Here is a 15,283-nt window from a genome sequence, read left to right on the forward strand (position 1 = left end):
GTGCGTGACACGATGCGAGCTGCGGTTTCGGCGGTGACAACTGCGTGCGGGGCGCGGGCGGCCGGGATCCGGGGGAGCTCGGGGGGCGGATGCTGATGGGGGGCGCGCGGACCGGGAACGGGGCGCGGAGCGTGCGCGGAAGGCCGTGGGGACGGCTGCGCGCGGGCGCGCGGGCCCGGCGCGCACGGTACCGGTGCGAGCGGTTGGTCCGGGAACTGGACCTGCCCGTCCCGGCGGACCTGGCGGACGTGTGCCATGCCGTCGCGGCGCGCCTGGGACGTCCCGTACGGATCGTGCCGATGGTGCTGGGCGGTACGGCCTCCGGGGTGACGGCCGGCACCGCCGACGGGTACTGGATCTTCTGCGAACTCCGCACCACTCCCTGGCACCAGACGCACATCGTGCTGCACGAACTCGGCCGTCTGCTGCTGGACCACGGGACGGCCGACGTGCCCGGCAGGGATCCGCACGGGAGGGCCGCACCGGGGAGGGACCTGCCCGGGCGGTACGGGGCCGCCACGCGGGCGGCGGAGGTGCTGGGCGCGCTGCTCATGGAGCGGGTGGTGCCGTCGGCGGTGGACCGCGGGCCCGAGCTGACGGGGCGGGCCGCCGACCTCGCGGCGGTCCTGGCACCGGCGCTGTGGCACCGGCGCGCCGGGCGGGGCGGCGCGGGAGGCGCGGACGGCGCCGAGCGGGAGGACAGCGCCGGGCGGAAGGGCGGCGCTGACGGGAAGGACGGCGCCGTGCAGGGCGCCGGCACAGCTGACACGGACGGGGGAACGGGTGTTTGACGTGCTGTACCTGTGTTCCGGCGCGGTGGCGTGGGCCGTCGTCGCCTTCAAGACGCGGGCCTGGCTCCGCGACCGCGGCAACTCGGACCTGGGCCTGACGTGTGTGATGAGCGCGGGGGTGGCGACGGTGTTCGTCTTCTCCACCCCCAGCGTCTACCTGTGGTTCGACCGGCTGACCGGCGTGCCGAACCTGGCGATGGTCCTCCTCTGCTCCTCGGTCGTGGTCTTCGCGGCCGCCGCGTTCGTCCTGCTGCTGCGCTGGAGCAGCGGTACGGACGACGCCGGCCGGGCGCGGGCCCGTACCCGGTCCCGTGCGGCCGTGGGCGCGGTGGCCGTCGCCTGGGCGGTCGCGGTCACCTGTTTCGCCGTCGGGCGGCCGGACGACGTGGAACATCCGCGCGACTTCAGTACGGCGTACGCCGGTTCGCCGGGCGTGCTGGCGTTCCTGATGCTGTATCTGGCCATTTTCGGCACGAGCCTGGTGGGGCTGGGCGTCCTCTGCCCGCGCTACGCCCGCCAGGTCGGCCCGTCCTGGCTCGCCCGCGGTCTGCGGCTGCTGGCCGCGGGCTGCCGGCTCGGCCTGGTGTACTGCGCCTGCAAACTGGCCGGCTTCGTCCTGTCCTGGGCCGGGCACGAGGCGCCGTGGCTCACCGACGTGGTGGCGCCGCTGAGCGCGTCGGTCGCCGCGGTCCTGGTGCTGGCCGGGCTCACGCTGCCGGCCGCGGGCACCCGGGCGTGCGCCTGGCGCCGGCTGCGCCGGCTGCAGCCGCTGTGGAAGGACGTCGCGGCGCAGGCCCCCGAGGTGACCGAGCGGCGGCCGGCCTGGGCCGGCCGGTGGCGGCTCACCGGCCTCCAGTGGCGCGCGGACCGGCAGATGGCGGAGATCCGGGACGTGCAGCGCGGCATCCGGCGGTACGTGGAGTCGGACACCGTCGACATCGCGCGGGAGCGCGGGCGCGCGGTGGTGGCGGACGAACGGCAGCTGGCGGCCGTCGCGGAGGCCGCCGCGCTGCGCCGCGGGCTGGAGAACCGGGCCATCGGGCTCGTACCCGTCCTCGGCGCCGACAGCGTGGTGGTGATGGCCGAGGAACGGCCGGGGGAGCGGGTGCCGCGGTGGGGTGCTGAGCAGGTGCCGGCCGGCCGGGCCGGTGGTTCCCGTACCGGAGAGGGGCCCGAACTCGCGGCGGAGTTCGAGCACTTGGCGCGCGTCGCGGACGTCTACCACTCGCCGCTGACCGACACGGTGCTCACCGAGCTGCGGCAGCGCAGCGCCATGCAGCGGCACTGAAGGGGACGGGGCGGCGGCCGCCCGTCCTCCGGCGGGGGGCCGTGTCTAGAGTCGTGCACCATGCAGAACACCGCCGAGACCGGCCCCGACGACCTCATCGACGTGACGCACCTCCTGGACGATCCGTACGCCGGCTATGCCGCGTTGCGGGACGCCGGCCCCGTACACCGCATCGCCGTCCCCGACGGACAGCCCGCGTGGCTGGTGACACGGTACGAGGACGTGCGCCGCGGCCTGTCCGACCCACGGCTCTCGCTCGACAAGCGCCACGCGCGCAACGGTTACCGCGGCTTCTCGCTCCCGCCCGCGCTGGACGCCAACCTGCTCAACATGGATCCGCCGGACCACACGCGGGTGCGCCGCCTGGTGGCGAAGGCGTTCACGCCGGGCCGGGTCGAGAAGCTGCGGGAGCCCGTACGGCGGCTCGCGGACAGCCTGCTGGACGCGGTGCAGGACGCCGGCCGGGCCGACCTGATCGCGTGTTACGCCGGTCCGCTGCCCATCGTCGTCATCTGCGACCTGCTCGGCGTACCGGAGCGGGACCGCCCGGACTTCCGGAGCTGGACGGACGCGCTGATGGCGCCCGACCCGGCCCGGCCGGAGCAGGCGAAGGAGGCCGTCGGGGCGATGATGCGCTACTACACCGGCCTGATCGCGGCCAAGCGGACCGCGCCAGGGGACGACCTGCTGTCCGACCTGATCATGGTCAGGGACGGTGACGCGGGCGGGGGCGCGGCCGGTGCCGGTACGGACGGTGGTACGGGGCCGGACGCCGGCGGGGACCGGCTCACCGAGGACGAACTGACCTCGCTCGCCTTCCTCCTGCTCTTCGCCGGCTACGAGAACACCGTCCACCTCATCGGCAATTCCGTACTCGCCCTGCTGGACCACCCCGGGCGCCTCTCGGCGTTGCGTGCGGATCCGGCCGAACTGGCGGCGGCCGTGGAGGAGTTCGCGCGCTACGACGGACCGGTCGCGCTGGCCATCCGCCGGTTCCCCGTCGAGGACGTGGAAATCGGCGGTGTACGGGTGCCGGCGGGCGAGACGGTGCTGCTCTCCCTGGCCTCCGCCAACCGCGACCCGCACCGCTTCCCCGGCGCCGGCACGCTGGACACGGGCCGGGACGCCAGGGGCCACCTCACGTTCGGGCACGGCATCCACCACTGCCTCGGCGCGGCCCTGGCGCGGATGGAGACGGAGACCGCGCTGGCCGCTCTCATCAGCCGTTTTCCCGGGCTGCGGCTGGACGTTCCGCGGTCCGCGCTGCGCCACCGCAGGACGCTGCGCGCACGTGGCTTGATCTCGCTCCCCGTCGCCTGGTAATCGCGGGACGAACAAGTTTTTGAGGCATAACCGTTCCTTCATGCGGTAGAAAGGTCGTGAGGCCCGCCCGGTGTGCATCCCCCGTCGCACCGGGCGGGTCCTCGTGCGTACGGGGCGGATGTGCCCGGCGGCGCCCTGCCGCGGGCCCGCCCGGGCCGCTCCTGGCGCCGTAGCCGCCCGTGAGCCCTTGGCCTTCGATACGCCCGCGGAGCCCGGTCCCGTACGTGTCCCGGAGCTTCGGCCGTCTGGCGTAGGTCCCTCTGCGGGCGCAGTGCGTGCTTCCTAGCGTGAAGACATGGCACTTCACACGCTTTTGTCCCGGAAAGCCGGTGTGCCGGCCGTCATCGCCGCCGCCGGGCTGACGCTCACCTCCATATCGGGGGCGGCCCACGCCGAGCAGGTGACGGACCAGCTGGGGGACCGTACGGGGCAGGCGGTGGTGGGGGCCGGGGCCCCCGCGCTGCCGGACGGCGTGTCGGCCCGCGCCTGGACGGTGACGGACGTCCGTACGGGCGACGTGCTGGCGGCCAGGAACGCGCACCAGCGGCTCGCGCCGGCCAGCACCCTCAAGACCCTGTTCGCGGTCACCGTGCTGCCGAAGTTCCGCGCGGGGGCCGTGCACAAGGTCACCCCTGAGGAACTGGCGGGCATCGGCCCGGGCAGCAGCCTCGTCGGCATCCAGGAGGGCCGCAGCTATCAGGTCGCCGACCTGTGGCGCGGTGTCTTCCTGCGCTCCGGCAACGACGCGGTGCGGGTGCTCGCCTCGATGAACGGCGGCTGGGCGGCCACGGCCCGGGAGATGCAGGCCAGGGCGCGGCAGCTGGGCGCGCGGGACACCGCGGTGAAGTCGCCGGACGGGTACGACAGTCCGGGGCAGGTCTCCTCGGCGTACGACCTGAGCGTCTTCGGCCGCGCGGGCCTCGCCAACGCCGACTTCGCCCGGTACTGCGCCACGACGACAGCCCGGTTCCCCAGCAAGGGCAGCCCCTCGTTCGAGATCCAGAACACCAACCGGATGCTGTCCGGTGCCAACGGGACGCCGCGCTATCCGGGCATCGTCGGGGTCAAGAACGGCTACACCAGCAACGCCGGCAACACCCTGATCGCCGCGGCCGAACGGGGCGGCCGGACGCTGCTGGTGACCGTCATGAACCCGCGGTCCGGCGCGTCCAACGCGGTGTACCGCGAGGCGGCTTCGCTGCTGGACTGGGGATTCCGCGCCGCGGGCAAGGCCCGTCCGGTGGGCTCCCTGCAGCCTGCCGGGGCCGCCCCGTCGGCCGACGGAGCGCGGAGCGACGCCGGCCGCCGCCCCGCCTCCGTACGGCCGGTCGCCGCGCAGGTCTCCCGGGAGCCCGGCCGGTGGTCGCAGACCGCGGGATGGGCGGTGGCCGGCGGCTTCGCCGTGGCCCTGGCGGTGGGGGCGGTCTTCGGCTGGCGCATGTACGTCCGCGGACGGCGCACACCCGGAGGCGGCGCCTGACCGTTCCCGTAGCGCACGCGCGCACGGCACCGTCCTGATCCGGCCAAAGAAACGGCCGGACCCGCAGCCGTACGGGGCTCCGGCGCCCCGCCCGTACACCGCCCCGGCACGCGCTGCACAATCGAAGCGTGAACGTGTCACGAGACGACGAGGGCGGCGACCCGGCCTGCTGGCTGGACCAGGTGTGCCAGGAGTGCGGCCGGATCACGGACCGGCCGGCGGAGCCCGGCTGCGAGCACTGCGGGGCGGGGACCAGAACCGGCGCCGGTGCCGAAGGTGCCGACGGCGCTCCCGAGGCCGGCCCGCCGCAACCGGAAGGACGGACCATGGCTGCCCGCGACCGTGACGTCGAAGGCCGGGCCCGCAACGCCCGCCCGCGGGACGGCCTCGGACGCCCGCTGCCGTACGGCGCGCCGGGCGTGGCCCGCCAGCCCGAAGGCGTCGAACGCAGCCCCCGCGAAGCCCTCACCGAGGCCCAGGACCTCCTGGACCGCGGCCTGCCCTTCCACGCGCACGAGGTGCTGGAGGACGCCTGGAAGACGGCGCCCGAACCGGAGCGGCAGCTGTGGCGCGGCCTGGCGCAGCTGGCCGTCGGCCTGACCCACGCCGCCCGGGGCAACGCCAAGGGCGGCGCGGCGCTGCTGCTCCGGGGCGCGGGCGCCATCGCCCCGTACGCGGACACCGTCCCGTACGACATCGACGTGGACGGGCTGACCGCCTGGGCGCGGGACCTGGCGGACCGGCTCGACGGGCCGGTGGCGGCGGCCGGGAACGCCCCCCGCCTGTGCACCGCCGGAAGCCCCCGGACCGCGGAATGACGGCCCGGCCGCGCCCCGCTCAGCGCACCAGCGCCGGTGACGAGGCCCCCGCCACCCGCAGTGCCGGGGCGCCCGTGCCGTCCGCCGGGACGGTCCAGATGTCGCTGCCCTTGCCGTCGCCGCCCGGCAGCGCGTAGCCGAGCGTACGGTCGTCCAGCCAGGCCGCCTGGTCGTCCACGCTGCGCTGCTCCGCGACCGGGTGCTCGCGCAGGGTGCGCAGGTCGAGCACGTACAGCCGCCACGGGTCGCGGGCGCCCTCCCGGACCCGCTTCTTGAAGGCGAGACGGGTGTTGTCGGGCGAGAGGGACGGGCACTCCACGTTCTCGCGCAGGGTGCGGGCCGCCCAGCGGCGCATGTCGCCCTCGACGAGGTAGGTGCGGCCCTTGGTGGAGACGGTGGCGTAGAAGCGGTTGTCGTCGCGGGCGAAGGTGACGCCCCAGTAATTGACGTCGGGGGAGTGGTAGCGGCGGCCGTCGAGGGTGAGCGGGATGTCCTCCATGTTCTTGATCAGGTAGCCGGTGCGGGTGTCGAGGATCGAGGTACGGGTGGAGAAGGCCGTGGTGGCGTAGGAGTCGCCGGTGGCGAACATCGTCCAGGACAGCATCCGGCCCGAGGCGGAGACCCGCGCCCGGTTGGGGATGCCGGTCAGGGCGATCCGGCGCTTCTCGCGCAGCTGACCGTCCAGCACGACGGCGTACGCGGCCGGGGGGATGCCGGGGCGGCGCTGGAGGCACAGGGCGGTGCCGCCGGCCGCGTAGAAGCGCTCGCAGGCGGGGCCGCCGGTGGTGCGGTGGTCCGGCGCCGGGGCGGCTCGCGCGCTCAGTGCCGCGGCGCCCGGGGCGGCGGCGGGAGCCGCGAGGCGGGCGACCCGCCCGGCGCCGTCCCCGTCCCGCGTACTGCGGAAGTACAGCTGCCCGCGGTCCAGGCCGAACGCCGACGGTGCGTCGGCGGTGTCGGCGCGCCGGGCCGCCGACACCGTGTAGACCACGGCGACCGTGGTGAGGACGGCCGTGGCCACCACGATGGCCAGGACACGGGCGCGCGTGGAGAACCCGGCCCGTCGAGCACGGGCCCCGCCCTCCGCCTCCTCCGGACCTTCCGTCGCCGGCGGGGGACCTGCCGTATCCGTCACGACCATGAGGGCCGCCTTTCCGTACGAGGGAGCAGCACGGCGGCGCCCGCGAGGGCGGCCGCGAGGACGACGACGGCGACGACCAGCGCTGTCCGGCTGCCCCAGAGCGTCCAGACGGCACCGAACCCCGCCGCGGCGAGCAGCCGGCACAGCGCCTGGCCGGTCTGCAGCAGGGCCATGCCGCTCGCCTGCCGCGCCGCCGGGAGCACCGGTCCGGCCAGGGCCATCAGTACGCCGTCGGTGGCCGCGTAGAAGACACCCACCAGGACCAGCACACCGGCCGGCAGGACGGTGCCGTCGTCCACGGTGAGCAGCAGCAGGTAGGCGGCGAGCAGCGCCGCGTGGCCGAAGAGGAAGGGCACCCGGCGCCCGACGCGGTCGCCGAGCCGCCCGGCGGGCACCGCGAGCAGCAGGTAGACCGCGGCGGTGCCGAGCGGCAGCAGCGGGAACCAGCGCACCGCGAAGTCCAGTTGCTTCTGGAGCAGCAGGTAGACGAACGAGTCGCCGATGGTGGCCGCGCCCAGCAGGGCGGCGGCCAGCATGATGCGCCGGAAGGCGGCGTCGCGCAGCGGCTCGGCGATCCGGTGGCGCAGCGGGGTCCGCGGCCCGGCGGCCGCGGCCACCGGCCCCAGGGCGTCGCGCCCCGGCACGAACGCGACCAGCAGCAGCACGCCCAGCAGCCCGACGCAGAAGCTGACGACGAACACCGCGTCGTAGGCGTCCGCGGTCGCCCACAGCAGCGCGAACGCGGCCAGCGGTCCGAGCAGCGCGCCCGTGGTGTCCATCGCGCGGTGCACGCCGAACGCCCGGCCCAGCGCGTCGGGCGGGCTGCTGAGCGAGATCAGGGCGTCGCGCGGGGCGGTCCGTACGCCCTTGCCGATGCGGTCGGCGGCGATGGCCGCGCTGATCCCGGCCGTGCCGCCGCCCGCGAGCAGCAGGCCCAGCCGGGACACCGCGGACAGCGCGTAACCGGCGCCGGCCACCAGCTTGTGCCGCCCGCCGCGGTCGGCGGCGTGCCCGCCGACCAGCCGTACGAGGGCGGTGACGCCGTTGTAGAGCCCGTCCAGGAAGCCGAACTGGAGCGGGGACAGGCCGAGTTGCAGGACGAAGTAGAGCGGCAGCACCGCGGTGACCATCTCCGAGGAGATGTCGGTGACCAGGCTGACCGTGCCGAGTGCGAGCACCGGTCCGGCGACGCGGCCGCGCGTCAGCTGTGCGGTGGCGGCGGCCGCGCCGGTGGAGGCGAGATACATGGGGCGGTTTCCGGGCGGCCGGTCAGTGGCACTGGTAGGACGGGCTGCTGTCCTTCGTCTTCCCGTCCGTGCCGACGAGGTCCCAGGAGAACCCGTCGTCGGTGAAGTTCAGCTTGACCACGCCGAAGGTCTTGGTCAGCCGCTTCTCGCTGTTCGGCTGGACCTCCTCGATCTTGTACGGGTTGGCGCCGCCCATCCCGGCGAGCAGTTCGACCAGGCCCTTGGGGTCGGCCTTGCCGTCCGCGTCCTGCGGCGCGAAGCGCTCGTAGTGGTGGTCGTGCCCGTTGAGGACCAGCTCCGCCTTGGCGTCGTACAGCAGCTTCCACACCGAGCGGCTGACCGGCTGGTTGCCGTGCTCGCCGGAGGAGAACAGCGGGTGGTGCCAGTAAGCGGCCACGCACTTCTTGGAGTTGGCGGCGAGATCGTCCTTGAGCCACTTGGTCTGCGTGGAGTTCAGGCTGTTGGAGTCCAGCGCGACGAAGTGCCAGTTGCCGTGGTCGAAGCTGTAGTAGCTCTTGCCCTTGGGGTAGGCGACGGAGCCGAAGTAGGACTTGTACCCGGCGAGCTTGCCGTCCGGGTCGTACGTCTCGTGATTGCCGGCCACCGGGTGCGTCTTGGCCTTGAAGGCGCCCCAGGAGGTGTCGTAGTACTTCTGGAAGTCCTTCAGGCGGGCGTCGTCGTACTGGTTGTCGCCCATGGTGAGCACGAAGGCCGGGTCGATCTTCTTGACCTGGGCCGCGGTCTTCGGGTGCACACAGCTGCTGCTGCTCGCGGTGCAGCGTTCGGCGATGTCACCGGCGGCGACCACGGTGAAGGCGCCGGCCTTGGCGGCCGTCCGCTCGGGCGCGGCGTCCGCGCGGACGGCCGGCGACCACAGCAGCGCACCGCCGACGAGCGCGAGGGCCGCGCCCGCGGCGGTGGGTATGCCGGTGCGGGGGTTGGACAGGAAGGTGCGGGACTTCGGGGCGCGGGGGGTGGGCGTCATGTCCGTCTCCTCGGTCGGCGGGGGGTGCCGTTCGGAGGAATCTTGACGAGGGTACGTGTACGCGTCAATGGACCTGACGGAGAATAGTTAGGAAACTTTCCTACCGGCTGTCGTCCGGGCCCGCCGCCACCAACTCCGCCTCGTAGAAGCACAGATGATCCTTGATCTGCGCGACCGCGGACTTCGGCGCAGGATAGGCCCACGCGATGTCCTCCGGGCCACCGGAAAGCGACCAGTAGGAGGCGTCTCCCTTGAACGGGCAGTGGGTGCGGGTGCCGGACGGGACCAGCAGGTCCGTCCGGACATCCTCGGGCGGCAGGTAGTAGCGCACCGGGTAGCCGGTCTCGTGGAGCAGCAGCGGACGGCGGCTGTCGGCGACGACCTGGCCGTCGTGGACGACGCGGACGTGGTCGGTGCCCTGTTCGACGGTGATGCGGTGGCCTGGTACGGACGGCATGACGGTTCCTCTCCGGACGGGAATGCGGTACCTCAGGGTCGCACCGCGGAACGGCCGGACGGCCGACCCCGGCGACGGCGCGTCCCCGACGATCCAGGGACACGCCGTGCAACGCCGCCCGCACCTCCCGGATTCCCCGCCCCGCCCACTCGGGCGCCGGCCCGGCCGGCGCCGCCAGCCGCTCCCGCGCCGCGTCGGGCAGCGACGCGGCCCGGCCCTCGCCCTGATGGACGTGCAGCGCGAAGACCCCCTCGGTGGCCACCGGATCGCCGGACGCGTCGCCCCCGTACACCGCGTGCGCGAACCGCACCTTCTTCGCGCCCACGCCCAGCACCACCGTCCGCACCGCGAGTTCGCACCCCGCGGCACCTCCGCCAGCCAGCGCACATGCGCCTCGACCGTGTAGAGCGAGTGCCCGGTGCGGCTGCGGTAGGCCGCGTCGAGGCCGGTCATGTCCATGAGGGCATCCGTGGCGAAGCCGAAGCCTAGGAGGTAGTACGCCTCGGAGAGATGCCGTTGCAGTCGATCCAGTCGATCCGGTCGATCCGGTCGATCCGGTCGATCCGGTCGATCCGGTCGATCCAGTCGTCCTGGACCGTCCGCCGGAACAGCGGCAGACGCGCCGTCACCGGGCGGGCCCGGCCAGGCGGCCGGTCACGCGCAGCACGTCGATGACGCCCTGGTCGCGCTCCGCGACGAACTGCGCGTACGTACGGCCCCCGGCGGCCCGGTCGCAGCCGTCGACCACCGCGTCCCGCAGCGCCCGGTCCAGCCCCGGCGCCGTCGGCCGGGTCCGGGGGACTTCAGCGACGGACCGAAGTGGTCGAGCGTGTGGGCCATCCCGCCCTCGCCGCCGGGCGGCGGGTTGAACGGGTGCTGATGACCAGGCGGCCGGGCGTGGCGGCCGTGGTCTGCATGTCCACCATCGGACCGCCGGAGGTGGGGGAGGCGATGACCACGCCGGGCGGGTGGCCGCGTCCAGCTGGGCGACCCGGTCACGGGCCGGTATGCGACGTGGGTGTGGCCGCATCCCGCGGCCAGGCGGCGCAATGCGTCCCGCTCGGCGCGGTCGACGGTCAGCACCGAGCTCCATTGGAACCCCAGGCTGCAACTTCGGAAAGTCGCCCACTCGCCGTTCAGGGACCGGTTGGAGCCGTCGTCGCGGCCAGGGCTGCCGGCCTGCACCGCACCGATGACGACGGGGGAGCGGTGCAGGGCGGGCAGGGCGTGTGCGCCGGTGGCGGCGGCAGGCAGGGCCACGGTGACGGCCAGGGCAGCCCCGCCTGAGGCGGAGCCGGCAGGACGAGGTGCCCGAAGTGCCGGGCGGACCTCACTGTCCGCTCACCCGACAGGCAGTGCTTGAAGGCGTGACGGCCCATTACGGAACCCGGACATGTGCACACCCGTTCCGCGTCCGTCGTACACGCCTCCGCGCATGACCGGACGGTCACGCGCCCCCGGCACACCACACCAGGTACGCCACCGACCTGCGGGTTCGACGGGCTCGAATCGCAAATCACCGCCCGGTCCGGCGTGGCGGCAGGAGCGGTGTACTTCCACTTCCGCAGCAAGGGCAGCAAGGGCAGCAAGGAAGGCATCGCCCACGCGCTGCTCGACCTCGATCTGGCCGAGGGCCTGCTCCCGCGCCGCGGCCCGGCGCTGCAGGAGCGGAGCGATCTCGCGCTGCTGCCTGCCCGGCGATGACCTCAGCCATTCCGGGCCCCGCTACCTGACCACGCCGAGCCTGACGCCGGAGCCGGCTACGGGCCCTATGACAGGAGCGCGTTGAGGGAGCACCGAGACGCTGTGGGCAGTTGAGGCAGTCCACAGCGTCTCGGTGAGCTGGACAGCGTTATCCGGGGAGGGCAGAGATCAGGTTTTTCAGAATAGTGACCTCTTCGTCAACAGATGCCGCATCCTCACCTGAGAGGTGTTCCTGTTCGGCGTGATCCGCTACAGAAAAAATCACTTCAACTCCGAGGGCCGCCGACTGAAACATCTCCAGCCATTGACGGGCAGGGACGGGCAGTTGGGAAGAGAAGGAATCCATGGATTCTGTTCCTCGTTCCGCGAAAGCGTCCGAGAAAAACAGCAGATCATCAACGAGCCCCTTCAGGGAGATCTGCTGCTGTTCGAACCGGGTGATGGTGTTCTCTGCCAGGCGACGCTGCCCTGCCCACCATTCGCGATCCTCGTTCACTGTTTGATGATCCCTCCGGCGACTGTGATGACATCGCCCGTTTTGGTGTCCGTGATGACCGTGATGCCGTCTGTGTAATTGTAGTGCGCAGACGTGTTGGCCCTCTTGCCGGGTACGGTCTCACCGTTTCTGATGGTGTCCTCCACTACCGACGGCATGATCCCACGGCCCTGCATACGGTCCAGGGCATGCCCCGTGTAGGAACGCCCGCCGATGCGGGTGGGGGAGTTCTTCGTCTTTGACCCGTCAGGAAAAACGATCTTAACTTCCCGGTTCCCTCGGTTGACGGACGTGTCGTCCGCATCGGGAGAACGGATGCTCGTATCTTCCTGCTTGCCTCGATGGCCTACAGGGTAACGCGCGGCAGGGTCGCGAGGCTTAGCCTTTTCCTTCTTGACGGCGTCGATCAGCTCATCGGCCTTGATGGCCTTCTTTCCGCCCTTGATCCAGCGGGTCAGGATCAGGCCACTGAGAAGGCGGTCCGTTGGGGAGAGCTTCTGCCCGGTCACCATGTCCTTGCCTGAGAGGACCTCGACGATACCCTTGGCGTCGCCGACACCCGGGGTGAAGTCAAGCAGCAGGGAGACGATGGCCTGCTTCGCCTTGTCTTCCTCGGCCTTGGGGCCGCCGCGCACATAATCACCGATGCCGGAAAGGTCAAGCCCTTCGAGAGGGTTACGAGCCTCGTGGTTGCGGTGACCTATTCTTTCCATTTCGGCCAGGTCTTCTTGTAGCCTGTCCATGCTACGGTCAATGCTTTTCACCGAAGCATTGATGCTCTGGCGCGTCTTTTCCATGTCCCGCACCCACGAGTCCAGGCTCTCGTTGAGTTTCTTCAGGTCCCGGCCGGCCTGGTCCAGTTCCTTGTTGGCCTGGTCCATGGTTCCGCCGGGACCGAAGGTTTTGTCCCAGTCGCTGCCCGGGGCGAAGGCTGTGGTCAGGCTTCCGTTGGGGCCGAAAATCTTGTCCCAGTCGCTGTCCGGGCCGAGCGTGCCCCAACCGCTGCCCGAGCCGAATTCTTTTTCGAAGGTTCCCCCGGGGCCGAAAGTCTCATTCCAGCCGTCGGGCAGCGTGAACTCAAAAAGACTGTCCGAGTTGTGGCCGGCCTTGCCGATCGCAGCATTCGCCGTCCGTCCTGCGACGACAATACGGTCGAGACTGCTGAGCAGCTCCTTGCTGTGCGCCCTCCAGAAGTCCGCATTGGCTGCCGCGTGCCGCTGGACCTCCTGAGCGCTTTGAGCCAGCCTTTTCCGGTACCCCGGATCCTTGAGCTTCTGCGGGTCGCCTGCTGCCTGGCCAAGCTCGGCATGCAGGTCGATAAGCTGCTTGCCTACTTCATTCCTGTCCGCGATGTAGAGCGTGAGTATCTTCGCGTACGCCATCCAGGCCAGCGTTTCTTTCACCGCGACCTGGGGCAGGTATTCATTCTTGAAACAGTTCAGCAGTCCGATCAAGGAGGCGTCTTTGCGGCAGTTGCCGTTCTCGTCCGCCCCCTTCATCTCGCCGAGTTCCTGGCGGAGGTCTTTTTTCAGCCCCGCCAGCAGTTCCTTGTCCTCCAGTAGTACCAGAGGATTCGTCCTGATACGCGCCATCTGGGACATGTCACCCAGGACAGAATTATCGACATTCCGGCCGTGCATACCTTGGTATAGCAGGTGGAAAGCCCACAGCGTCCCTTGTACCTTGCCGGCTTCTTCTGTCAACCGGTCCTTCAGGCAGGGGATTTTCTCGCCGAGGGGCTTTGCGGAGCACTCGTTCACCGAGTCACCTACGAGCTCCTCGGCCTTCTCCTTGATGCAGGAGATCTTCTTCGAGGGGAGCAGGCCTCGGCATTGAGCGATCACCTTGGAGATCGCCAGGTCGAATGTCGGCTTCGCGGTGGAATCGGCAGCTGCCGCAGTTGACACGCCGCCAATAAAGAACATCGAGAGAGTCAAGAAGAACGCAAGGTATCTTCTTCTCCGGCCGTTCGTCATGTTTCCTAAAAATGTTCGATTGAGCAGAATGGCGCGCGGATTCCGCTAGGACTGGTCGGGCTGGGCCAGCAAGCCCGGAGCTGTGGAACCGGGCAGACGTGATGCGGCCAGGGTGGTCGTCCCCGGCCATTTGAAAACCCCGAGTCGCGCGCAGCGTTACACAGTAGAGGGTGAAACCCTCATGATCAATTTCTGTGTCCCACCAGTTCACGGCACGCTCACCGCGATTCCAGCTGCGCCCCTGCTCGGGCCGCGCAGCTCTATCCGTCGGCTGCACGGTCAGGAGGAGTCGCCTCGCCCACTGCCAGAACCGCACCCGTACGAAGCGTGCGCGGCCGGGCGCCCGATCCCGCCTCCGCCGGGGCCGCCGCTTCTGGGACAACCACCCCGTGCACGTACCATCTGCCGACCCAGGACTGACCTGGCTTCCGAGGCCCCATCGCTCACCACGAGCTGGAGGCGCCCAGCCGCCGCACCGTGGCCGTCGGGGACCGGGTCGAAGCCCTGCAGGTGCAGTCCGGCAGAAACTTCGCCGCGGTCACCGAGGGCCAGGCCGCGCTGCGCCGGGAGGCCCGCGACGGCTTCACCAAGATCAACGGCCGGTTCGACGCGCTGGAGGGCAAGGTCGACCAACTTGCTGACGAGATGCGCAGTCTGAACGAGAAGGCGGACTGCAACCCGGGCGCGGATCGTGGAACTGCTGACGCAGCTGGCGGGCAAGAGCCCCGACGCGGGCTGACACGCTTCCGGCCGGCGTGCCGGAGCTGCCCCGAGGCCCGGCAGGGCGCCCATCATGAAGCCGGTGCTGCTCTGCCGGACCTCGCTCTGCGCGGGTGGAGGACCTTCGGTCCGGGCTCAGAGAGGAGATCAGGGTAAGGCTGGGGAAGCGGACGTAGATCAGCTGCGGCAGGCTGAGCGGTTCACCCGGGCTTGGCTCGACCAGTTGGGCTCTCCGTCTGGCCACGTGCCGCGATTCTCCCGGCCGGCAGAGTTCCGGCAGTGGCTCCGGGCGCACCCGGGTGGAGTCGAGCCTGGAGCGGGGGCGCGAGGAACGCCGACAAGCCAACCCGTCCGTCCCGGACCGCTTCCTGGGTGATGGGCTTCTCAAAGACCGCACGGGCGATGGCGCTGCGGTGCTGGCGCTACTGTCCACGGTCGCCCGCGCCGACCTGGAGGTGGAGGCCTGGAGGCCGACCCGCTGCTGGCCCACTCGAACAACAGCCGTACGGGCGACCGGTGCTGACGGCCAACAGACCCCTGCCGACGTTCAAGGAGACCGCAGCGCGCTTGACGTCGAGCCCGAGCAGGCCACCCAGGAGCATCACGGCCGTAAGGCCGGTATCCCCACCGCCACCGCCGCCACTACCACCACCAGGACCTACGGCACCCTGTCGCGAGCCGAGCCCGTCAGGCTCCTGCCTCGCACACACCCCCGCACCGCGGCCCGCAGGTCGAGGACCGCCACGCCGTTGATCTTCCCAGTGCCGCCCTTGCCGAATCGGACCCACGGCGGGTAGGCACCCGCGTCGCGGACGAAGGCGAGCTGCTGCGCGGGCCGGGCTCGGGGCGGAGTCGATCTC

Annotated in this window: 13 protein-coding genes and 3 pseudogenes; 6 read left to right on the top strand and 10 right to left on the bottom strand. The window is 71.4% G+C overall.

The genetic code is table 11. The features are described from left to right. Nucleotides 1-203: 203 nt before the first annotated feature. The 5 genes from AB0L45_RS17915 to AB0L45_RS17935 all read left to right on the top strand — a co-directional run bounded on the left by AB0L45_RS17915 (nucleotide 204) and on the right by AB0L45_RS17935 (nucleotide 5,700). On the top strand, nucleotides 204-791 hold the full coding sequence (locus tag AB0L45_RS17915) for a hypothetical protein (protein WP_365840858.1): 588 nt from the start codon (nucleotides 204-206) through the stop codon (nucleotides 789-791). After that, nucleotides 784-2,079, top strand: a complete 1,296-nt coding sequence (locus tag AB0L45_RS17920) for an MAB_1171c family putative transporter (protein ID WP_365840860.1) — start codon at nucleotides 784-786, stop codon at nucleotides 2,077-2,079. Before AB0L45_RS17915 ends, AB0L45_RS17920 begins: the two co-directional genes overlap by 8 nt. Before the next feature lie 60 nt (nucleotides 2,080-2,139). After that, nucleotides 2,140-3,402, top strand: coding sequence for a cytochrome P450 (locus tag AB0L45_RS17925; RefSeq protein WP_365840861.1), 1,263 nt, complete (start codon nucleotides 2,140-2,142; stop codon nucleotides 3,400-3,402). A 295-nt stretch (nucleotides 3,403-3,697) separates the two neighbouring features. Then, the gene (locus tag AB0L45_RS17930; RefSeq protein ID WP_365840863.1) at nucleotides 3,698-4,882 is read left to right on the top strand and encodes a serine hydrolase; all 1,185 of its coding nucleotides are present in this window, start codon (nucleotides 3,698-3,700) and stop codon (nucleotides 4,880-4,882) included. Between the two features lie 134 nt (nucleotides 4,883-5,016). Continuing rightward, nucleotides 5,017-5,700, top strand: coding sequence for a DUF309 domain-containing protein (locus AB0L45_RS17935; protein WP_365840986.1), 684 nt, complete (start codon nucleotides 5,017-5,019; stop codon nucleotides 5,698-5,700). A gap of 19 nt (nucleotides 5,701-5,719) precedes the next feature. Here the strand turns inward: AB0L45_RS17935 and AB0L45_RS17940 are convergent, their stop codons facing one another. The 8 genes and pseudogenes from AB0L45_RS17940 to AB0L45_RS17975 form a co-directional block, all read right to left on the bottom strand. After that, a complete protein-coding gene (locus tag AB0L45_RS17940) occupies nucleotides 5,720-6,838 on the bottom strand; it encodes a hypothetical protein (RefSeq protein ID WP_365840865.1) in 1,119 nt (372 codons plus the stop codon). After that, nucleotides 6,829-8,085, bottom strand: a complete 1,257-nt coding sequence (locus tag AB0L45_RS17945; RefSeq protein WP_365840867.1) for an MFS transporter — start codon at nucleotides 8,083-8,085, stop codon at nucleotides 6,829-6,831. Before AB0L45_RS17945 ends, AB0L45_RS17940 begins: the two co-directional genes overlap by 10 nt. 22 nt (nucleotides 8,086-8,107) lie before the next feature. Then, complete coding sequence (locus tag AB0L45_RS17950) at nucleotides 8,108-9,070, bottom strand: metallophosphoesterase (RefSeq protein ID WP_365840869.1); 963 nt, start codon at nucleotides 9,068-9,070, stop codon at nucleotides 8,108-8,110. 100 nt (nucleotides 9,071-9,170) lie between these two features. Next, nucleotides 9,171-9,527, bottom strand: a complete 357-nt coding sequence (locus AB0L45_RS17955; protein ID WP_365840987.1) for a DUF427 domain-containing protein — start codon at nucleotides 9,525-9,527, stop codon at nucleotides 9,171-9,173. Nucleotides 9,528-9,941: 414 nt separating this feature from the next. Continuing rightward, nucleotides 9,942-9,986: pseudogene (locus AB0L45_RS17960) on the bottom strand (hypothetical protein); the annotation flags it as partial. A 26-nt stretch (nucleotides 9,987-10,012) separates the two neighbouring features. Next, nucleotides 10,013-10,156, bottom strand: a complete 144-nt coding sequence (locus tag AB0L45_RS17965; RefSeq protein ID WP_365840871.1) for a hypothetical protein — start codon at nucleotides 10,154-10,156, stop codon at nucleotides 10,013-10,015. Continuing rightward, nucleotides 10,153-10,527 (bottom strand): annotated as a pseudogene (locus AB0L45_RS17970) (3-hydroxyacyl-CoA dehydrogenase NAD-binding domain-containing protein); the annotation flags it as partial. The gene AB0L45_RS17965 and the pseudogene AB0L45_RS17970, both read right to left, overlap by 4 nt. 119 nt (nucleotides 10,528-10,646) lie before the next feature. Further along, nucleotides 10,647-10,787: pseudogene (locus AB0L45_RS17975) on the bottom strand (lamin tail domain-containing protein); the annotation flags it as partial. Between the two features lie 273 nt (nucleotides 10,788-11,060). Between AB0L45_RS17975 and AB0L45_RS17980 the strand changes: the two are divergent. Beyond that, complete coding sequence (locus AB0L45_RS17980) at nucleotides 11,061-11,231, top strand: hypothetical protein (RefSeq protein WP_365840873.1); 171 nt, start codon at nucleotides 11,061-11,063, stop codon at nucleotides 11,229-11,231. Nucleotides 11,232-11,379: 148 nt separating this feature from the next. Here AB0L45_RS17980 and AB0L45_RS17985 read toward each other — a convergent pair whose 3' ends face one another. Further along, complete coding sequence (locus AB0L45_RS17985; protein ID WP_365840875.1) at nucleotides 11,380-11,727, bottom strand: hypothetical protein; 348 nt, start codon at nucleotides 11,725-11,727, stop codon at nucleotides 11,380-11,382. Next, nucleotides 11,724-13,703, bottom strand: coding sequence for a pre-toxin TG domain-containing protein (locus AB0L45_RS17990; protein WP_365840877.1), 1,980 nt, complete (start codon nucleotides 13,701-13,703; stop codon nucleotides 11,724-11,726). The genes AB0L45_RS17985 and AB0L45_RS17990 overlap by 4 nt, the downstream gene beginning before the upstream one ends. Nucleotides 13,704-15,283: the final 1,580 nt, after the last annotated feature.

It is taken from the genome of Streptomyces sp. NPDC052496 (assembly GCF_040679095.1).
In the GTDB taxonomy this organism is placed as follows: Bacteria; Actinomycetota; Actinomycetes; order Streptomycetales; family Streptomycetaceae; genus Streptomyces.